This is a genomic window from Sphingomonas sp. GW822-FHT03G08 (assembly GCF_058801135.1).
The window spans coordinates 3070060-3088814 of record NZ_JBXAMZ010000001.1; the positions used below are offsets into that span (position 1 = coordinate 3070060).

The window sequence follows — 18755 nt, forward strand, 5'->3', positions numbered from 1 at the left end:
TTTGACGCGGCGCGTGCGATTCTGTAGCGCGCGGGCAATGGATTTCGACGTCATCGTCATTGGCGGCGGGCACGCCGGCACCGAAGCGGCCGCTGCCTCGGCCCGCCGCGGCGCGCGCACCGCCCTGCTCAGCTTCGACCTGTCCAAGCTCGGGGCGATGTCGTGCAACCCCGCAATCGGCGGCTTGGGCAAGGGCCATCTGGTTCGCGAAGTCGATGCGTTCGACGGGCTGATGGGTCGCGCGACCGATGCCGCCGGCATCCACTACCGCATGCTCAACCGGTCCAAGGGCACTGCCGTCCAGGGTCCGCGCGTCCAGGCGGATCGCGTCCGCTATGCCGCCGCGATCCAGAAGATGCTCGGCGAGCAGCCCAATCTGCATCTCGTCGCTGGCGAGGCCGAGGCGCTGGAGCTGGTCAACGGCGCGGTCGCCGGCGTCCGCCTCGCCGATGGTAGCCTGCTCGAATGCCGCGCCGTGGTCCTCGCCACCGGCACCTTTCTCGGCGGCCGCATCTTCCGCGGCGAGGAGCGCGAGACTGGCGGCCGCGTCGGCGAGGGCTCGGCCATCCGCCTGGCCGGGCAGCTTCGCGAACTGAACCTGCCGATGGCGCGTCTCAAGACCGGCACCCCGCCGCGTCTCGACGGCCGTACGATCGACTGGGCGCGGATCGAGGAGCAGCCTTCCGACGGCGATCCCTGGACCATGTCGCCGCTCACCCCGGGCCGCGTCCTGCCCCAGCTTCATTGCGGCGTCACCCGCACCACCCAGGTCACGCATGACGCGATCCGCTCGGGTCTCGATCGCTCGCCGCTGTTCACCGGCGCGATCGATGCGCAGGGGCCGCGCTATTGCCCGTCGATCGAGGACAAGATCCACCGCTTCGGCGATCGCGACGGCCACCAGATCTTCCTCGAGCCCGAGGGCTTGGACACCCATCTGATCTACCCGAACGGCATGTCGACTTCGCTGCCGGTCGATATCCAGGTGGCGATGGTCAATTCGATCCCGGGGCTGGAGCGGACGGAGATCGTCACGCCCGGCTATGCGGTCGAGTATGACCATATCGATCCGCGTGCGCTCGATGCCACGCTGGGGCTTCCCGCGATTCCGGGTGTCTGGTGCGCCGGGCAGATCAACGGCACTACCGGCTATGAGGAGGCAGCGGGGCAGGGGCTTGTCGCGGGCCTCAACGCCGCCGCCTACGCCTGCGATCTCGCGCCGCTGATCCTTGATCGTGCGACGTCCTACCTCGGCGTGATGGTCGACGACCTGGTGCTGCAGGGCGTCACCGAGCCCTATCGCATGCTGACCGCCCGTGCCGAGTTCCGCCTCCGCCTGCGCGCCGACAATGCCGGCACCCGGCTGGGCCCGATCGCGGCTGAGCTGGGTTGCCTCGGCGCCCAGCGTCTCGCCTGGCTCGTGGCGCGGGCAGAGGGCAGGGCAGCGCTCGACCGGGTCTTTACCGCCGAACGTACCGCCAGCGCCCTGGCAGCTCGTGGCGCTTCGGTCGCCCAGGACGGCGCCAGGCGTCCCGCCCGCGAATGGCTGCGCTTCCCCGGGATCGAGCTGCACCATCTCGATGTCCATCCGGATGCCGATCCGGACCTGCTCGCCGAGTATGTAGAGGACGCCCGCTACGCGCCCTATCTCGAGCGCCAGGAAGCCGAAGTCGCACAGCTCCGCGCCAATGACGCGGTAAGGCTCCCCGCGACCATGGACTTTGCCGCAATCGCCGGGCTCTCCAACGAGATGATCGAGAAGCTCACCGCCTCGCGCCCCGAGACGATCGGCGCCGCGGCACGCATCCGCGGCATCACGCCGGCGGCATTGTCCGCCATCCTCCTTCACGCGAAACGGCGCGCCGCATGACCGAAGACGAAGCACGCGACTGGATCCGTGCACATTTCAATGTTTCACGTGAAACGCAGCTACAGCGCTTCGGCGAGATCCTCCGCGAGGAGTCCGCGCGGCAGAACCTGATCTCGGCCGCATCGTTCGACGAGCTCTGGACCCGCCACTTCGTCGATTCCGCCCAGTTGATCCCGCTGGCGGCGGAAGCCGGGGAGGGCGCCTGGGTCGATGTCGGCACGGGTGCCGGCATGCCCGGGCTGGTCGTTGCGATCCTGATCGATCGCCCGGTGGTGATGGTCGAGCCGCGCATCCGCCGGGTGGAGTTCCTCCGCGCTGCGGCGGAGCAGCTGGGCATCACCGACCGCGCCACCGTCGTCCATGGCAAGATCGAAAGCTATCAGCCGGAGCAGAAGGCGGCGATCGTCTCGGCCCGGGCCGTTGCCGCTTTGCCCGATTTGTTCAAGACAACCGCGCATTGCACCGACTCTTCCACAATATGGTTGCTCCCAAAGGGCCGAAGCGTGCAATCGGAGGTGGAAGCGGCGCGCGCGAAATGGCAGGGTGCGTTTCACGTGGAACCCAGCATCACGTCGCCGGAATCGGGGATCGTGGTCGCGCGAAAGGTACGCCCCAAATGATCTGCATCGCTATCGCCAATCAGAAGGGCGGGGTGGGTAAGACCACCACGGCGATCAATGTCGGCACCGCACTTGCGGCGACTGGCCAGCGCGTCCTGCTGATCGATCTCGATCCGCAGGGCAATGCCTCGACCGGCCTGGGCATCAGCCGGGCCGAGCGCGAGCATTCGAGCTACGACCTGCTCGTCACCGATGTCGACCTGGTCGATGTCGCAACGCCGACCAAGGTCCCCGGGCTCGACATCGTCCCGGCAACGCAGGACCTGTCGGGCGCCGAGATCGAGCTGATCGAGTTCGATGCGCGCACCCACCGGCTCGACAGCGCGATCGCGCGCCATCATGCCCAGCGCTGGGACGTGATCCTGATCGATTGCCCGCCCTCGCTCGGCCTGCTGACGGTCAATGCGATGGTCGCCGCGCACGCGCTGCTGGTGCCGCTCCAGTGCGAATTCTTCGCGCTGGAAGGCCTTGGTCAGCTGCTCAATACGGTCGAGCGCATTCGTGGCCGGTTCAACCCAGGCCTGTCGATCCTCGGCGTGGTGCTCACCATGTATGATCGCCGCAATCGCCTGACCGACCAGGTTTCGGACGATGTCCGCGCGGTGCTCGGCCGGGTCGTGTTCGACACCGTCATCCCGCGCAACGTGCGTCTCTCCGAAGCGCCCAGCCACGGCCTGCCGGCGCTGATCTACGATCATCGCTGCCCGGGCTCCGAAGCCTATATCGCGCTCGCACGTGAAGTGATCGATCGCCTGCCCAAGCTCAAGAAAGCCGCATGACCGAACCCACCCGCAAGCCTCGCCCCGGCCTTGGCCGCGGGCTGTCCTCGCTGCTCGGCGAAAATGTTCCCGAAGCACCGGTCTCCGGCACGCCTGATGTCGCCTCGGGCCTGCGCATGCTGCCGGTCAGCTCGCTGGTGCCCCACCCGGACCAGCCGCGCCGCCATTTCGACGAGGAGGCGCTGGAAGAACTGGCCCAGTCGCTCAAGCTGCGCGGGCTGATCCAACCGATCGTCGTCCGCCCGACCGGCCATAATTACCAGATCGTCGCCGGCGAGCGCCGCTGGCGCGCGGCGCAGCGCGCCCGGCTGCACGAGGTCCCGGTCATCGTCCGCGACTTCAACGAAGCCGAGACGATGGAAATCGCGCTGGTCGAGAATATCCAGCGCCAGGACCTCAACGCGATCGAAGAGGCCGAGGCCTATGCCCGGCTGATCCGCGAGTTCGGCCATAGCCAGGAAGCGCTGGGCAAGCTCGTTCACAAGTCGCGCAGCCATATCGCCAACCTGCTCCGCCTGCTCGATCTGCCCGAGGGCGTGCGCAACATGGTGGTGGTCGGCGAGCTCGACATGGGCCATGCCCGCGCGTTGATCGGCGCGCCGGAGGCGGAGAGGCTCGCGCGCGAAGTTGCGACCAAGGGGCTTTCGGTGCGCGAGACCGAGAAGCTCGCCCGCCACGCCAAGCCCAACAGCAAGCGCAAGCCCGAGCCGAAGATCCGCGACGCCGATATCTCGGCGCTCGAGCATCAGCTGGGCGACGTACTGGGCCTCAACGTCCGCATCGCCCACGGTGCCAAGGGCGGCACGCTGACGCTTTCCTATTCGACGCTCGATCAGCTCGACATGGTCTGCCAGCGGCTGAGCGGCGAGCGGATCTGACGACCTAGCCTAGCGAGAAGCAACGCATTGCGCTTTCCCGGCGAAAGCCGGGGCCCAGGGTTTCTATGCGGTCCCGCTTGTGACTCTGGGCCCCCGGCAGGCCGTGGCCTCAGCCCTTCGCCCGTGCCGCCTGGCGGGCGATCGTCACCGCCTCGGCTTCCGCCAGAACTTCCCCCGCGCTGCCCGAATGCATCATCGCCCGCTCGGCCGCGCGCACCCGGTCGATCGCGCGAATCAACTGGGCGCCATTCCAGCGGCGCAGGGCGCGGCCGGTGGCGGCCTTCTCGCGGAAAAAAACGCGATGCTTTTCAAGTACTTCGTCCATATCGCCGCCGCGGTCCAGGTCGATCCGCATCTCGGCCATCGCCTGTAGCCGCCGGGCGAGCTGGCGCATCAGCGGCACGCCGATGCCTTCGCCCAGCCGAGCCAGCTCGAATCCAACATCGCCAACCCGGCCATCGACCACGGCGGTGATCGCATCGCTCAGGTCCGAATCCCCCAGGTCCGCGCCGATCGCGTCCAAAGCGGCGCTGTCGGCGTCCCTGGGGCGATCCGGCGCCGCATCGAGGAAAAGGGCCAGCTTCTCGATTTCGCGCGCCAGGATGGCCCTGTCGCCGCCCGTAGCGGCTGCCAGGCGCTGGGGCACGTCGCCCATCAGCCGCAGGCCATGCTCGCGTGCGACATTGGAGGCGAGCCGGGTCGCATCCACGCCCTCGGGTACGTAGCAGGCATGGGCATAGGCGTTCTGCGCGGCGATCACCGACTTCACCAGCTTGCCGCTCGCCTTGAGCCCCGGGCCGATCGCCACCACCGGGTTGCCGGCCTTTTCGGCGGTCAGCAACAGCCCGATCGCCTCGGCCGCGCCTTCCTCGACGCCGAGCACGCGGACATAGCGGGTGCCGCCGAACAGCGAGAGCGAGGCCGCTTCATCGGCGAGCCGGCCCGGCTGCTCGCGCAGGGCCTTCATGTCGAGGTCGATGCGTTCCGCCTCGGGGCCCAGCGTCTTGCCGAGCTTCGATGCCAGGTCCGCGGCGCCCGCTTCATCGGGGCCGTGGAACAGATAGAGCCGCGTATCGGGGTTGAGCTTCTCGATCGCGGCGCGGATCTGCGTCGCGTTGGCCTTCACTGGCCGCCCGCCCCGGGCGCGGTCTGCGCATAGCGGGCGACGCGCGCGACGATCTGGTCGGCGACGATGCCCGAAAGCCGCTCGAGCGCGCTCTTCTCGGCCGCGATCGTCGCATATTCGCTGCCGACCACGTCGATACCGGCATCGGAGCCGGCAGTGGCGTCGAGCACGACATTGCCGTTGCTCAGGTCGATCAGCTGGTATCGGGCGCGCAACGTGCGGCGCTCACGCGCCACCGAATCGTCGCGCTTCACGCCCAGGCCCGAGATCTGGTCGTCCAGCTTCACTTCCAGCCGGAAGCGGGCAGGCACGTCATTATGGTCGAGCCGGTCCTTGAGCGCATTGGCGACCAGCCAGCCCGACTGGCCCTGGATCGGCGCGACTTCGACCGCGGAAAGCGTGGAGCGCACCGCACCGTCCGGCCCGCCGCCATAGAGCGGACGCAGGCCACAGCCCGACAAGGAGCCGGAAAGCGCCAGGGCGCCGGCGACGAGGAGCGCGACATGCTTCATGCGACGATGTTCACCAGACGATCGGGCACCACGATCACCTTCTTCGGTTGCTTGCCTTCGAGCGATCGAACGATCTTGTCGCTGGCAAGTGCCGCGGCCTCGACGATATCCTTGGCCGCGCCCTTCGGCATTAGCAGCGTATCGCGCAGCTTGCCATTCACCTGGACGGCGATGGTGACCTCGTCATCGACGAGCAGCGCGCTGTCCACGGCGGGCCATTCGGCGTCGGCGATCAGCCCGCTTTGGCCCATATCGGCCCAGGCCTGCTCGGCGATATGCGGCACCATCGGCGCGACGACGCGCGCGAGCGTACGGATGGCGTCGGTTCTGGACGCGGAAGGTTGCGCCTTCTCGATGGCGCCGACCAGTTCGTAGAGCTTGGCGACCGACTTGTTGAAGGTCAGCGCCTCGATATCCTCGGCCACGCCGGCGATCGTGCGGTGCAGGCGCTTGTCGAGGTCGCGATCCTCGCCCGTGCCAGCTTCGCCGTCTGCAACGCTATGGAACAGCCTCCAGAGACGGTTCACGAAGCGCCAGGCGCCCTCGATGCCGTTCTCGCTCCACTCCAGGTCGCGCTCGGGGGGGCTGTCGGAGAGCATGAACCAGCGCACCGCGTCGGCGCCATATTGGTCTACGATCGGCTCGGGATCGACCGTGTTCTTCTTCGACTTGGACATCTTCTCGATGCGGCCGATCTCGATCGGCTCGCCCGAGGCGAGTTCCACCGCGCCGGCGCTGTCCTTGCGGATTTCCTGCGGGGAGAGCCAGCGGCCGTCGAGGCTCTTGTAGGTCTCGTGCGTCACCATGCCCTGGGTGAACAGGCCCTGGAACGGCTCGGCCACGTCGAGCTTGCCGATATGGCGCAGCGCCCGGGTGAAGAAGCGGGCATAGAGCAGGTGCAGGATCGCATGCTCGACGCCGCCGATATACTGGCCGACCGGCAGCCACTGCTCGGCCACTGCCTTGTCGAACGGCTTGTCCGTGGGCTGGCTGGCGAAGCGGATGAAATACCAGGAGGAATCGACGAAGGTGTCGAGCGTGTCGGTCTCGCGGCGCGCGGATGATCCGCACTTCGGGCAGTCGACATGCTTCCAGCTCGGGTGCCGGTCGAGCGGGTTGCCGGGCACGTCGAAGCTGACGTCCTCGGGCAGCACCACCGGCAGCTGGTCGCGCGGCACCGGCTGGGCGCCGCAGCTCTCGCAATGGATGATCGGGATCGGCGTGCCCCAATAGCGCTGGCGGCTGACGCCCCAGTCACGCAGGCGCCACACCGTCTGGCCCTTGCCCCAGCCGCCTTCCTCGGCGCGCTGGATGACGGCGCGCTTGGCGTCGGCCACGTCCATCCCGTCGAGGAAGTGCGAGTTCACCAGCGTGCCCGGGCCGGTATAGGCCTCGGCATCGTGGAATTCGGGCGCGGTCTTGTCGCCTTCGGAGACGACACGCCGGATCGGAAGCGAATATTTGCTTGCGAACTCGAAGTCGCGCTGGTCGTGCGCGGGCACGCCGAACACCGCGCCGGTGCCATAGTCCATCAGCACGAAATTGGCGATGTAGACCGGAACTTGCCAGGCGTTATCAAAGGGATGCGTCGCGGTGAGGCCGGTGTCGAAGCCCAGCTTCTCCTGCGTCTCCAGTTCGGCCGCGGTGGTGCCGCCCTGCTTGCACAGCTCGATGAACGCGCCAACTTCCGCGTTCGAAGCGGCCAGTTTCTGCGCGATCGGGTGATCCGCCGCCACCGCGATGAAGCTCGCCCCGAAGATCGTGTCCGGCCGGGTCGTGTAGACTTCGATGCTTTCGCCGTCTGAAAGCGTCCAGTTGAACTGCAGGCCCTCGGACTTGCCGATCCAGTTCTCCTGCATCAGCTTGACCTTGTCGGGCCAGTGCTCGAGGCCCTGGACGCCGGTCAGCAGGTCGTCGGCGAATTCGGTGATCTTGAGGAACCACTGGCTCAGCTTGCGCCGCTCGACCAGCGCGCCCGAGCGCCAGCCGCGACCGTCGATCACCTGCTCATTGGCGAGCACGGTCATGTCGACCGGGTCCCAGTTGACCGCCGATTCCTTGCGGTAGACTAGGCCATTCTCGAAGAAATCGAGGAAGATAGCCTGTTCGTGGCCATAATAGTCCGGCTCGCAGGTGGCGAGCTCGCGGGTCCAGTCGAGCGCGAAGCCGAGCCGCTTCAGCTGCGCTTTCATCGTCGCGATATTGGCGCGGGTCCAGCTGCCCGGATGGACCTTCTTCTCCATCGCGGCATTCTCGGCCGGCATGCCGAACGCGTCCCAGCCCATCGGGTGGAGCACTTCCATGCCCTTCATCCGCCGGAAGCGCGCGAGCACGTCGCCCATCGTGTAGTTGCGGACATGCCCCATATGGATGCGCCCCGAGGGATAGGGGAACATCTCGAGGACGAAGCTCTTGGGCTTGGGCGAATCGTCACGCGCGGCGAAAGTGCGGTTCTCTTCCCACACCTTCTGCCACGCGGCGTCCGCCTTCAACGGGTTGAAGCGAGACAAAGTCAGTTCCTGCAATCTTCTCGCGGCTCCGGCCTGCTTCGCCGGGCGGAGGAGCAGGCTGGAACCGACACTAGGGGATTAGTCGTTGGTCACCGCAGCACGGCGAAGGTCGCGGGCGCGGGTGAGGATGATGTCCTCGAGCTTCTGCACCGTCGCGGCCTGCACGGGCGCTGCGACCCAGGCGCCGTTGCGATTGACTTCGCGCAGGGCGGCGACACGCAGCGCATCGGCGCGCAGATCCTGGTCGAGGATCGTCACGGTCACCTTCATGCGCTCGGTCTGCACGTTCGGGTTCACATACCAGTCGGTGACGATGACGCCGCCGTTGGAGTCCGTCTGCAGCAGCGGCATGAAGCTCAGCGTGTCGAGGCTGGCGCGCCACAGATAGGAGTTCACGCCGATCGTGGTGATCTTCGACGCCGCGAGATCCGCCTCGGGGCGCTTGTTGTGACCGCCGCACGCGGTGATCGAAAGAGCAAGCGACCCCAGGATCGCAGTGCGCAACAGGCGGTTCATCGTCACATTCCTAGCAGGCGAGAAAAGTCGGGGAGCATCTATAGTGGCGCATGTGGCGGGAGCAAGGCGGGAAGCCATGCCCCGATTCGCACGATTGAAACACTTCTCGTTAATGGCCCCGCAAGCAGATTCTGTGGGTCTGATGCAACACCGTCACGAAATTTGTGCCACCGGTGGAACCTCGCTTCGGAATCATGGTAGTCGGACCTATCTAGGGAATCATGACGATGCGAGTCGGACGGATCAGGACGGGAATTGCACTGGGGGCGCTTGGCGCTGCCGGTCTCCTGCTTGCGCCGTCGATTCAGGCCCAGACCAGCAAGGCCGAGCGCGTTGCGGCGGCCAAGCGCGCGGCGATGCCGGCGCGCGGTGGCATGGGCATCTTCACCCCTGCCGCGGCGGATCCCAAGCTCGCCGCCGTACTCGCCCGTTCGGGCCTGCCCGAGGGCAGCTTCCGCTTCACCCCGGCCGAATCGCGCGGCAATGCCCGCGGTGTGACGGTCGCGGTCCGTGCCAGCTCGAGCCGCGCGCTGCGCAGCCGCGACGTGACGCGGGACGTCGCTGCGGCGGCCACCCCGGTCAGCCTGGCCCCGATCTCGTACAATCTCGGCGTCTCGGTCGGCTGGAAGCGTCTGGCCGTCTCGGGTGACGTCACCCGCGTCGAGCTGGTCGACCAGCCGGGCAGCCGCGAGCGCGCCGATATCGGTGTCAGCTACACCGGCAAGCGCCTGAGCGGCCGCGTCACCGCCACCTCGGATCGTCCGCTGAACAACACCCCGGTGCTGATCGGCGACAAGCCGAGCTACTCGATCGACGTCGGCGGCAGCTATTCGCTGACCCGCAACCTCGATGTGACTGCCGGCGTGCGCTATCGCAGCGAGGAAGATCGCCTGCCCAAGCTCAACGAGAGCCGCCGCGAGAGCCAGGCGGTCTATGTGGGCACCGCCTTCCGCTTCTGACGGTGCAGCCGTCATCCCGATGAAAGTCGGGATCTCGGGCAGCTAGTCCTACGCCTTCGTCCACGCGTCGATTGCCGCCCATCCATATATCCCGAACGGCCTGAGGCTCGCCGCCTTGCGCGCGTCCATGCCGCCCAGCGCGATCACCGGCACGCCAAGCCCGCGCACCAGCATTCCGAAGCGGGCCCGTCCCAATGCCCGCGCGCCAGGGTGCGAGCGGGTAGGGAAGGCGGGCGAGACGAACAGCGCATCGGCACCGGCCCGGATTGCGGCGACCGCTTCGCGTCGATCATGCGCCGGCGCGGTGCGGAGCCCGTGGCCGCGCCGGCCATGTACGCCCGCCTCGCCACGCAGCGGTTCGATTCCGGCTCGGACCAGCACCAGCCCCCGCCGCCGCGCTACCTTCCGCACCCGGGCAAACAGCGCCCGGCGCTCGGCCACCGGCAGGCCATAATGCCGGAACACCACGCCCGATCCCCGCGGCAACCGCTCCAGCGCCTCCCAAAGCGCATCGCCCATGCGCTCGTCGGTCATCAGCCAAAGGCGCGGGAGGGGGTGGCGGCGGCGCATTGCCCTGCCTATAGCGCGCTTCATGCCGATAGACGAAGCCAGCCAGCGCCTTGCCGATGTGCGCGCCCGGATCGTGCGTTCCGCCAAGATCGCAGGCCGCAAGCCCGACAGCATCACCCTGATCGCCATCTCCAAGACGCAGGATGCCGAGGCGATCGCCCCGCTGATCGCCGCCGGCCAGCGCGTGTTCGGCGAGAACCGTGTCCAGGAAGCCGAGGCCAAATGGCCGAAGTTGCGCGAGACGACTCCCGATATCGCGCTCCACCTCGTCGGCCAGCTCCAGTCGAACAAGGCCGAGGATGCGGTCGCGCTGTTCGATGCGATCCATTCGGTCGACCGCCCCTCGCTGGTGGGCGCACTGGCCAAGGCGATGGACAAGGCCGGCAGGCGCCCCGCCTGCTTCCTCCAGGTCAATATCGGCGACGAGGAGCAGAAGGGCGGCTGCCCGGTGCTCGAGCTGCCGGCGCTGCTCAGGGAAGCACAAGCGGCTGACTTGCCGGTCCAGGGCCTGATGTGCGTGCCGCCGCTTGAGCTGGAGCCGGCGCCCTATTTCGCGCTGCTCGCCAAGATCGCCCGCGATCACGGGCTCGAGGGCCTGTCGATGGGCATGTCTGGCGATTTCGAAACCGCCGTGACGATCGGCGCCACCCATGTCCGCGTCGGTACCGCGCTGTTCGGCGCCCGCGCATGAAGTACGACGCCATATTGTTCGACTTCGACGGCGTGCTGCTGGAGAGCGAAGCGGCCGGCAATCGCCAGATCGCCGCCTATCTCACCAGCATCGGCCACCCGACTTCGCCTGAGGATTCGATGGCGAACTTCATGGGCCTGGCCGGTGCCGATTTCCTGGGCGCGATCGAGAACTGGATCGGCCGGGCAATCCCCGACGACTTCCACGCCGTGCGGGCGGAGGAAGACGCGCGCGTGCTCGAAGAGGGGCTTCCAGCCGTGGCCGGGGCCATACGCTTCGTCGAGGACCTGCCCAGGTCGCTGCCCCGCGCGATCGCCTCGTCCAGCCGCACCGAATGGATCGACCGGCATCTGCGCCATCTCGGCATCCGCGATTGCTTCGGTGACCATATCTATAGCGGCCGCGAGCATGTGACGCGCGGCAAGCCGGCGCCGGACCTCTATCTCCATGCGGCTGCGGCGATCGGCGTGCCGATCGAACGCTGCGTGATCCTCGAGGATTCGCCGGTGGGCGTCACCGGCGCGGTTGCCTCGGGCGCAGACGTCATCGGCCTGTGCGCCGGCTCGCACTGCGCGCCCGACCATGCCGAGCGCCTCCGCGCGCTGGGCGTGAAGCTCATCGCCCATGATTTCGACGAAGTGGCCCGGCTGGTCGCCTGACTCTTCCTTCTTCGTCATCCCCGCGAAGGCGAGGATCCAGAGTTGCGAAGGACTTGGCGCTACTACCATGGATCGCCGCCTTCGCGGGATAGCGGGAGGGGCCTAGAACCCTCGCGCTTCCCTCGCGAGCAGGTATTCCCGCAACGCCATGGCGTCACTCAGCGCATTGTGCGGCCGCCGGCTCAGCGCCGCGCTGTCGAAGCCGAAGGCGTCGCACAGCTCGAAGCGGATGCGGTCGATCGGATAGCGGTGCCCCGGCGCGACGATCAGCAGCTGCGCGGCATGGGCGATGTCCTCGGGCCAGTCGGCGACCAGCACGGGATCGGGATCATTGCCCAGATAGGCGGCAAAGCCATGCCCCATCGCCGCGCGGCTGATCGGCGCCACATCGAGCGCCGGCAGGATATGCTCCGCCACCCAGGGCGTCGGATCGGGGCAGGGGAGCGCGGCGTAAAAGGGCGCGCCGCTATCCTCCGGCACCAGCGCCAGCGAGATCAGCGGCCCGCCGAACCCGTTGAACTCGGTGTCGAGGAAATACCTCAGAGCTGGTGCCCGGTCCGGTCGCGCTTGGTCGCGAGATAGCGTTCGTTGTGCGGGTTGGGCGGCAGGAAGTGGGGGACGCGTTCGGTCACCGTCACACCTGCGGCTTCGAGTGCCGCTACCTTGTCGGGATTGTTGGTGAGCAGCCGGATGCGGTGCTGGCCGAGCAGCGACAGCATCTTCGCCGCCGTGGCGAAGTTGCGCGCGTCCACCGCGAAGCCCAGCCGGGTGTTGGCGTCGACCGTGTCGAAGCCCTGGTCCTGCAGCGCATAGGCGCGCAGCTTGTTGATCAACCCGATCCCGCGCCCTTCCTGGCGGAGGTAGAGCAATATGCCCCAGCCGCTTTCCCGGATCGCCCGGATCGCCGCCTGAAGCTGCGGTCCGCAATCGCATTTGAGCGAGCCCAGTACGTCGCCGGTCAGGCATTCGCTGTGCAGGCGAACGAGCGGCGGATTGCCGTTGGGCTCGCCGATCAGCAGCGCGACATGCTCGCCGGGCATCTCGTCGGTGCGAAACGCGACGATCTCGCTGTCCTCGGCGTCGAGCACGGGGAGGCGCGCGCGTGCGACGATGCGCAGGCGATCGGCATCCTCATGCGCGTCGATATCGGTGGCGGTGATCGTCTGCTCGCCGGCAGCCTTGCGGACGAAGAAGGCCGGCAGCAGCCCCGCCACCCGGGCAAGGCGCAGCGCGGCGGCGGAAAGCGCGGGCTCGGCCAGTGGGATCGCCCGGAAGGGGCCCTTGAGCGGCGTGGCGAGGTCGAATTGCGGGTCGGCAAGCGCGGTCGCGGTGTCGAAATCGAGCCAGGGCGCGCGCTGGACCAGCACCGGGGCGTCGGGCGTCGCGGCATCGCGCTGGTTGGCAAGCTTCAGCGTCGCCGCGCGGCCGGCGGAGAGCAGCAGATCGGCCTCGCCGCCCGCGTCGAACGCCGCCAGTCGCGGCGCGTCGGCGGTCTCAACCGCGAGCAGCGCCAGGTCGCCGATCGCGATCGGCCATCCCCGGCGCAGCGCGTCGACCGCGCGAGCAGCGTCATGCGCGCTCAAAAGTCGAACTCCGTGATGATCGGCACATGGTCCGAAGGCTTGAGCCAGGAGCGGCAGGGCTCGCACACCTTGTGGCTGGTCGCCTTCGCGGCGACGTCTGGGCTTGCCCACATATGGTCGAGCCGGCGCCCGCGATCCGATGCGGCCCAGTCCTTCGCGCGGTAGCTCCACCAGCTGTAGTAGCGCGCCGGGGCAGGCACGAAGTGGCGGCCAAGATCGACCCAGTCGTTCGCCGCCTGCAGTCGGCCGAGCGTCTCGACTTCGATCGGGGTGTGGCTGACCACGTCGAGCAGCTGCTTGTGGCTCCACACATCGCTTTCCAGCGGTGCGACGTTGAAGTCGCCGGTCAGGATCGAGGGGACGCTGAGGTCCTTGGACCAGGCGATCATCCGCTCGAGAAAGTCGAGCTTCTGGCCGAACTTGGGGTTGAGCTCGCGGTTCGGAATGTCGCCGCCGGCGGGCACATAGACATTCTCGAGCCGCACGCCGCCCGGCAGCCGCACGCCGACATGGCGCGCCTCGCCATTGGCCTGCCAGTCGAACCGGTCGTCCTCGACCACCGGTACCCTGGCAATGATCGCCACGCCGTGGTGCATGCGCTGGCCGTGCTTGATGACGTGGTCATAGCCGAGCGCGCGGAAGGCGCCTTCGGGGAAGTCGCCGTCGATGACCTTGGTTTCCTGCAGGCAGAGCACGTCGGGCGCTTCCTCGCGCAGGAACTGCTCGACGATCTCGATGCGGAAGCGGACGGAGTTGATGTTCCAGGAGGCGATCTTCATCGCGCCGGATTTAGGGAGTGTTTCGGCTCCGCACCAGTGGGGGAGCGCCAGACATGGAAAGGCCCTCGTCCCGGGGGCAATGGAACGAGGGCCGACCTAGCGTTCGTCACGCAGGCGGGAAGTGGAAATCCCGGGTAACAGGGGGAAAATCCCGGGTACGCCCCACATCCGCAAGACTGGTTCTAGGGCAGGCAACCTGTCGCCAGCATGAACGATGTTCAGTTTCAGCGCGGGCCCTGGCGCCGCGGGTCGTTCCAGCGGAACGTTCCGTCGCTCACATTGGTGTTGAACTGCTGGTTCGACAGCCGGATCGAGGTCCGGTTGTTCTGCGAATCCAGCGCCACCCAGCCCTGGAGCATCAGCCCGGCCGGGGCCGAGGCGTTCTTCTGGAAGATCAAGGTGATCCGGCCATATTCAGGGTGCTTCGAATCATAGACCTCGACCGAGACGACCTGGTCGCTTCCGGTCGGGATTACCTTGGCGAAGCCGGCGATGTCCTTTTTCGGGTTGAGCAGCACGGCAAGCGGCGAGTTGCCGATCGGCCAGCGCTCGACCTGGCGGACCTGGTAGTCGATAAAATAGAGGCTGCGCCCGTCCGCGACGATCAGCTGGGGCACGCCCTTCTGATACTGGAAACGGATCTTGCCCGGGCGCTTGAGCGTCATCGTGCCGGTCAGCGTGCGGCCGTTGCGATCGGTCTGCGCGAAGCCGGCGACCATCGAGTTCACCGCCTGGAGATGCTGCTGCACCTGGGCGAGTTCATTGGCCGGGGCGGGCGCCGCGGCCGAGACCAGCGCCGGCGCCGTAGCCGAGATCAGCGCTGGCGCGCCAAGGGCGAGGCTGAGAGCGAGGGGCCGTGCAAACACGTGTCGTTTCTCCAAATTGCGGGGAAATGCCCTGGAAGGCGGGGCTTGAATGTCCCCTGAACCCCCAGGCCCTGCGATTCGATCCCGTTACAATTGCCGGCCGTCGGTATCCATCAGCACTTCGCGGCGGCCGACATGGTCGGGGCGCGAGACCAGCTCGTCCTTCTCCATCCGCTCGATCAGCCGCGCGGCGGAGTTGTAGCCCACGCGCAGCTGGCGCTGCAGCCACGAGGTCGATGCCTTCTGGCTCTCCGCCACCAGCTGGATCGCGCGGCGATAGAGCTGGTCCTCCGGCGAATCGTCGCCCTCGGGCGCGCCGTCGAGGCTGAACCCGCCATCCTCGGGCTCCTCGGTGACTGCCGAGATATAGTCCGGCGTCCCCTGCGAGCGCCAGAAATCGGCGACGCCCTGCACTTCGTCGTCGCTGACGAAGGGCCCGTGCACGCGGACCAGCTGCTTGCCGCCCGGCATGTAGAGCATGTCGCCCTTGCCCAGCAGCTGCTCGGCGCCCTGCTCGCCCAGGATGGTGCGCGAATCGATCTTGCTGGCGACGTAGAAGGACAGGCGGGTCGGCAGGTTCGCCTTGATCACGCCGGTGATGACGTCGACCGAGGGGCGCTGCGTCGCCATGATCAGGTGGATGCCCGCGGCGCGCGCCTTCTGCGCCAGCCGCTGGATCAGGAATTCGACTTCCTTGCCCGCGGTCATCATCAGGTCGGCGAGCTCGTCGACGATCACCACGATCTGCGGCAGCGGCTGCAGCTCGAGCGCTTCCTCCTCGTACATCGGCTTGCCGGTGTCGGGGTCATAGCCCACCTGCACCTTGCGCCCGAGCTTCTGGCCCTTCGCCTTGGCCTGGCGCACCTTGTCGTTGAACGAGGCGAGGCTGCGGACATTGGCATGCGCCATCATCCGGTAGCGGTCTTCCATCTGCTCCACCGCCCATTTGAGCGCGCGCACCGCCTTGGCCGGCTCGGTGACGACGTCGGCGAGCAGGTGGGGGATGTCCTTGTACATGCTCAGCTCGAGCATCTTCGGATCGATCATGATCATCCGGCACTGCTCGGGCGTCAGCCGGTAGAGCAGCGACAGGATCATGCAGTTGAGGCCGACCGACTTGCCCGAGCCGGTGGTACCCGCGACGAGCAGGTGGGGCATCGGCGCCAGGTCGGCGATCACCGCGTCGCCGGCGATGTTCTTGCCGAGCACCAGCGGCAGCGTCGCGCCCTGGTCCTCGAAGCTCTGGCTGCCGATCAGCTCGTGCAGATTGACCGATTCGCGCACCGCATTGGGCAGCTCGATGCCGATCACGCTGCGCCCCGGGATCGTCGCGATGCGCGCCGAGGTGGCGGACATGTTGCGCGCCACGTCGTCGGCGAGCTGGATCACGCGGCTCGCCTTGATGCCGGCGGCCGGCTCGAACTCGTACATGGTGACGACCGGACCCGGCCGTACCTCGACGATCTGGCCCTTCACGTTGAAATCGTCGAGCACGCTCTCCAGCAGCCGGGCGTTGCGCTCCAGCGCTGCCTTGTCGATTCCCGCATTCTTGTTAACCGGCGGCGCCTTGAGCAGGTCGATCGAGGGCAGCTGGTAGCTGTCCTTGAAGTCGAGGCTGGTCTGGGTCGGCGGCTTGGTCCGCGCCGGCGAGGGCGTGACGTTGCGGTCGGCGATCACCGGGCCCGGGCGATTGTCGGGCACCACCGTCTTGCGCGGCTCGCGGCCGTCGCGGATCTTCGGCTCGGCGAATTCGCGGTCGTCGAACACTTCCTTCTGCGGCGCGCCGAGCAAAGGCGCCTTGGCCGGGCCCTTCAGGTTCGGGATGCTCGGCAGAATCACCCGCTCGGGCAGCGAGAAGTCGAGGCTGCGCCACCAGATGAACAGGCCGATCAGCCCGCAGACCAGGCCGAGCCCGCGCGCCGCCCACCAGCTGATCGCCGGATCCCCGGTGAAGCCGATCAGCCAGTTGAAGAAGCTGGCGATGCTCAGGCCGACCACACCGCCCCAGCCGCCGGTAAGCGACAGCAGCGCATCGCTGGAGAAAAACGCGAGGGCGGTGGCGATGAACACCACGCCGATCGCGACGCCGCGCGTCATCGGCCCCCAATTGCCGACGGGCCGGTCCTTGAGCAGCCGCATCGCGACGATCAGCCCTACCGGCAGGAACAGCCACACCGCGGGGCCGAGCAGCGCATAGAGCAGGTCGGCGATCCACGCGCCGGGATCGCCCATCCAGTTGCGCGCGGGCCCTGCCGCGGCAGTGTTCATCGACGGATCGGTGGGGTGATAGCTGCCCAGCGCCACGCCGAGCGCCAGCACGCCCAGGAACAGGGCTGCTCCGCCGATAACCGCGCCGCTGCGGCGCGCGCCGGCCTTCATGGTTTCGCGCCAAAGCGGCGCTTGTGCCCGGGACGCCATGCCCAGCCTCCAGATTTTCAGGGGTGCGAACCGGTTAATCGCGCGAGCGGACTCCGCCGTCAAGCGTTCCCGCCACGTTCCGCCGCATTGGGGTACGCCCTCGCCCCTTCATTCTTCCTCGTCATCCCCGCCTTCGCGGGGATGACGGGAAGGAGTGGGGATGACGGGAGGAAAGCGAGGCGCTACGGCACGCCAATGGATCGCGCAGATGTCCTCATTCTCGGCGGCGGGCTGGTCGGCTCGGCGCTGGCCACCGCGCTCGATGCGCATGGCATTTCCTCGATCGTGGTCGATCCGGCCGATCCGGAGCAGATCCTCGCCGCAAGGCACGATGGCCGCGCCTCGGCGATCGCCAGCGCGCCGATGCGCATGTTCGAAGCGATCGGTGTGGCCGATCGGCTGGCGGGAAAGGGTTGCCCGATCCAGGGCATCCGCGTCTCGGACGGGCTCGAACCCGGCAAGCTCGATTTCGCCCCCGGCGAAGGCGACGGCGCGCTCGGCCACATGTTCGAGAACCGCATCCTGCGCACCGCGCTTTACGAGGCCGCGGTCGCCGCGCCGCTCGCGGATGTCCGCATGCAGACCCGCGCGCTTCACGTGGAACGTGGCGAATTCGGCGTCACCGCGACGCTCAGCGACGGCAAGCAGGTTTCCGCCCAGCTGCTGATCGGTGCCGAGGGCCGCAACTCGCCCACCCGCGAGGCCGCCGGGCTCAACACGGCGCGCTGGAGCTATGACCATGCCGCCATGGTCGCCACGCTCGGCCACGAGCACAGCCACGAGAATATCGCCTTCGAGATCTTCTATCCCGAGGGTCCCTTCGCGATCCTGCCGCTGCTCGACGACGAGAACGGCCATCGCTCGGCGGTGGTGTGGACGGTCAATGCGCGCGACGCCGCCGGCATGATGAAGATTTCCGAGCGCGCCTATCTCGCCGAGGCGGAGAAGCGGATGGGCGGCTTCCTGGGCAAGCTCGGGCCGCTTACCGCGCGCTTCAGCCACCCGCTCGGCTTCCACCACGCCGCCTGGATCACCAGCGACCGGCTTGCGCTGGTCGGCGACGCCGCGCACGGCATCCATCCGATCGCGGGGCAGGGCGTCAATGTCGGCTTCCGCGATGTCGCCACGCTGGTCGAGGTGCTGGTCGACGGCAAGCGTCTCGGGCTCGACATGGGCGATCCCCAGCTGCTCGCGCGCTACCAGCGCTGGCGCGGGCTTGACACCTTCATGGTCGCCGCCGCCACCGATGGGCTCACCCGGCTGTTCGGCATCCCCGGCAGGACCGCGAGCGCGGTTCGTCGCTTCGGTCTTTCCGCGGTCGACCGCCTGCCGCCATTGAAGCACTGGTTCATGGCCGAGGCGCGCGGCGAAAGCGGCGATGTGCCGAAGCTGCTGCAGGGAATCACGGCTTAGAATTCG

At 67.7% G+C, this 18755-nt stretch carries 18 protein-coding genes; 8 read left to right on the forward strand and 10 right to left on the reverse strand.

Going from position 1 to position 18755, the window contains the following annotated elements; genetic code table 11:
- Positions 1-37 precede the first annotated feature (37 nt).
- The 4 genes from mnmG to AC1RJ5_RS14270 are packed head-to-tail and all read left to right on the forward strand — an operon-like array spanning position 38 to position 4147.
- Positions 38-1870 (forward strand): tRNA uridine-5-carboxymethylaminomethyl(34) synthesis enzyme MnmG, encoded by a 1833-nt coding sequence (gene mnmG / locus AC1RJ5_RS14255; RefSeq protein ID WP_493113907.1) that lies wholly within the window; start codon positions 38-40, stop codon positions 1868-1870.
- Complete coding sequence (rsmG, locus tag AC1RJ5_RS14260) at positions 1867-2490, forward strand: 16S rRNA (guanine(527)-N(7))-methyltransferase RsmG (RefSeq protein WP_493113909.1); 624 nt, start codon at positions 1867-1869, stop codon at positions 2488-2490. Before mnmG ends, rsmG begins: the two co-directional genes overlap by 4 nt.
- Positions 2487-3269 carry a ParA family protein gene (locus AC1RJ5_RS14265; RefSeq protein ID WP_269573321.1) on the forward strand — a complete coding sequence of 261 codons (783 nt, stop codon included), beginning with the start codon at positions 2487-2489 and terminating at the stop codon, positions 3267-3269. The genes rsmG and AC1RJ5_RS14265 overlap by 4 nt, the downstream gene beginning before the upstream one ends.
- Positions 3266-4147 carry a ParB/RepB/Spo0J family partition protein gene (locus AC1RJ5_RS14270; protein ID WP_269573320.1) on the forward strand — a complete coding sequence of 294 codons (882 nt, stop codon included), beginning with the start codon at positions 3266-3268 and terminating at the stop codon, positions 4145-4147. Before AC1RJ5_RS14265 ends, AC1RJ5_RS14270 begins: the two co-directional genes overlap by 4 nt.
- 109 nt (positions 4148-4256) lie before the next feature.
- Here the strand turns inward: AC1RJ5_RS14270 and holA are convergent, their stop codons facing one another.
- The 4 genes from holA to AC1RJ5_RS14290 all read right to left on the reverse strand — a co-directional run bounded on the left by holA (position 4257) and on the right by AC1RJ5_RS14290 (position 8811).
- Positions 4257-5273 carry a DNA polymerase III subunit delta gene (gene holA / locus AC1RJ5_RS14275; protein WP_269573319.1) on the reverse strand — a complete coding sequence of 339 codons (1017 nt, stop codon included), beginning with the start codon at positions 5271-5273 and terminating at the stop codon, positions 4257-4259.
- The gene (gene lptE, locus AC1RJ5_RS14280; protein ID WP_269573318.1) at positions 5270-5785 is read right to left on the reverse strand and encodes an LPS assembly lipoprotein LptE; all 516 of its coding nucleotides are present in this window, start codon (positions 5783-5785) and stop codon (positions 5270-5272) included. The genes holA and lptE overlap by 4 nt, the downstream gene beginning before the upstream one ends.
- The gene (gene leuS, locus AC1RJ5_RS14285) at positions 5782-8295 is read right to left on the reverse strand and encodes a leucine--tRNA ligase (protein WP_493113913.1); all 2514 of its coding nucleotides are present in this window, start codon (positions 8293-8295) and stop codon (positions 5782-5784) included. Before leuS ends, lptE begins: the two co-directional genes overlap by 4 nt.
- A gap of 78 nt (positions 8296-8373) precedes the next feature.
- The gene (locus AC1RJ5_RS14290; protein ID WP_184163369.1) at positions 8374-8811 is read right to left on the reverse strand and encodes a DUF3576 domain-containing protein; all 438 of its coding nucleotides are present in this window, start codon (positions 8809-8811) and stop codon (positions 8374-8376) included.
- A 221-nt stretch (positions 8812-9032) separates the two neighbouring features.
- On the opposite strand from AC1RJ5_RS14290, the gene AC1RJ5_RS14295 reads away from it, so the two are divergent.
- On the forward strand, positions 9033-9770 hold the full coding sequence (locus AC1RJ5_RS14295; RefSeq protein WP_269573316.1) for a hypothetical protein: 738 nt from the start codon (positions 9033-9035) through the stop codon (positions 9768-9770).
- 48 nt (positions 9771-9818) lie between these two features.
- Here the strand turns inward: AC1RJ5_RS14295 and AC1RJ5_RS14300 are convergent, their stop codons facing one another.
- Positions 9819-10340, reverse strand: coding sequence for a thiamine phosphate synthase (locus tag AC1RJ5_RS14300; RefSeq protein WP_493113916.1), 522 nt, complete (start codon positions 10338-10340; stop codon positions 9819-9821).
- Between the two features lie 22 nt (positions 10341-10362).
- On the opposite strand from AC1RJ5_RS14300, the gene AC1RJ5_RS14305 reads away from it, so the two are divergent.
- Both AC1RJ5_RS14305 and AC1RJ5_RS14310 read left to right on the forward strand, forming a co-directional pair.
- Entirely contained in the window at positions 10363-11031 is a 669-nt protein-coding gene (locus tag AC1RJ5_RS14305) for a YggS family pyridoxal phosphate-dependent enzyme (protein WP_269573314.1), read from the forward strand.
- Positions 11028-11690, forward strand: coding sequence for an HAD family hydrolase (locus tag AC1RJ5_RS14310; RefSeq protein WP_269573313.1), 663 nt, complete (start codon positions 11028-11030; stop codon positions 11688-11690). Before AC1RJ5_RS14305 ends, AC1RJ5_RS14310 begins: the two co-directional genes overlap by 4 nt.
- 102 nt (positions 11691-11792) lie before the next feature.
- On the opposite strand, the gene AC1RJ5_RS14315 is transcribed toward AC1RJ5_RS14310, so the two are convergent.
- From AC1RJ5_RS14315 to AC1RJ5_RS14335, 5 genes are all read right to left on the reverse strand, one after another.
- Positions 11793-12170, reverse strand: coding sequence for a hypothetical protein (locus AC1RJ5_RS14315; RefSeq protein WP_342249263.1), 378 nt, complete (start codon positions 12168-12170; stop codon positions 11793-11795).
- 59 nt (positions 12171-12229) lie between these two features.
- Entirely contained in the window at positions 12230-13273 is a 1044-nt protein-coding gene (gene ribA, locus AC1RJ5_RS14320) for a GTP cyclohydrolase II (RefSeq protein WP_269573312.1), read from the reverse strand.
- On the reverse strand, positions 13270-14052 hold the full coding sequence (locus AC1RJ5_RS14325) for an exodeoxyribonuclease III (RefSeq protein ID WP_493113919.1): 783 nt from the start codon (positions 14050-14052) through the stop codon (positions 13270-13272). Before AC1RJ5_RS14325 ends, ribA begins: the two co-directional genes overlap by 4 nt.
- A 224-nt stretch (positions 14053-14276) precedes the next feature.
- On the reverse strand, positions 14277-14918 hold the full coding sequence (locus AC1RJ5_RS14330) for a LolA family protein (protein ID WP_269573311.1): 642 nt from the start codon (positions 14916-14918) through the stop codon (positions 14277-14279).
- An 87-nt stretch (positions 14919-15005) separates the two neighbouring features.
- The gene (locus tag AC1RJ5_RS14335) at positions 15006-17336 is read right to left on the reverse strand and encodes a DNA translocase FtsK (RefSeq protein WP_269573310.1); all 2331 of its coding nucleotides are present in this window, start codon (positions 17334-17336) and stop codon (positions 15006-15008) included.
- A gap of 195 nt (positions 17337-17531) precedes the next feature.
- Here AC1RJ5_RS14335 and AC1RJ5_RS14340 point away from each other — a divergent pair, with 195 nt between their 5' ends.
- Positions 17532-18749 carry a UbiH/UbiF/VisC/COQ6 family ubiquinone biosynthesis hydroxylase gene (locus AC1RJ5_RS14340; RefSeq protein WP_269573309.1) on the forward strand — a complete coding sequence of 406 codons (1218 nt, stop codon included), beginning with the start codon at positions 17532-17534 and terminating at the stop codon, positions 18747-18749.
- Positions 18750-18755 lie beyond the last annotated feature (6 nt).

Bases quoted from the DNA above. Each gene is read 5' to 3' on its own strand.
- AC1RJ5_RS14295 (WP_269573316.1), top strand. From the start codon at position 9,033: ATGACGATGCGAGTCGGACGGATCAGGACGGGAATTGCACTGGGGGCG.
- lptE (WP_269573318.1), bottom strand. From the start codon at position 5,785: ATGAAGCATGTCGCGCTCCTCGTCGCCGGCGCCCTGGCGCTTTCCGGC.
- AC1RJ5_RS14270 (WP_269573320.1), top strand. From the start codon at position 3,266: ATGACCGAACCCACCCGCAAGCCTCGCCCCGGCCTTGGCCGCGGGCTG.
- rsmG (WP_493113909.1), top strand. From the start codon at position 1,867: ATGACCGAAGACGAAGCACGCGACTGGATCCGTGCACATTTCAATGTT.
- AC1RJ5_RS14290 (WP_184163369.1), bottom strand. From the start codon at position 8,811: ATGAACCGCCTGTTGCGCACTGCGATCCTGGGGTCGCTTGCTCTTTCG.
- AC1RJ5_RS14265 (WP_269573321.1), top strand. From the start codon at position 2,487: ATGATCTGCATCGCTATCGCCAATCAGAAGGGCGGGGTGGGTAAGACC.
- AC1RJ5_RS14340 (WP_269573309.1), top strand. From the start codon at position 17,532: ATGGATCGCGCAGATGTCCTCATTCTCGGCGGCGGGCTGGTCGGCTCG.
- AC1RJ5_RS14300 (WP_493113916.1), bottom strand. From the start codon at position 10,340: ATGCGCCGCCGCCACCCCCTCCCGCGCCTTTGGCTGATGACCGACGAG.
- AC1RJ5_RS14335 (WP_269573310.1), bottom strand. From the start codon at position 17,336: ATGGCGTCCCGGGCACAAGCGCCGCTTTGGCGCGAAACCATGAAGGCC.
- AC1RJ5_RS14325 (WP_493113919.1), bottom strand. From the start codon at position 14,052: ATGAAGATCGCCTCCTGGAACATCAACTCCGTCCGCTTCCGCATCGAG.
- AC1RJ5_RS14310 (WP_269573313.1), top strand. From the start codon at position 11,028: ATGAAGTACGACGCCATATTGTTCGACTTCGACGGCGTGCTGCTGGAG.
- mnmG (WP_493113907.1), top strand. From the start codon at position 38: ATGGATTTCGACGTCATCGTCATTGGCGGCGGGCACGCCGGCACCGAA.
- AC1RJ5_RS14305 (WP_269573314.1), top strand. From the start codon at position 10,363: ATGCCGATAGACGAAGCCAGCCAGCGCCTTGCCGATGTGCGCGCCCGG.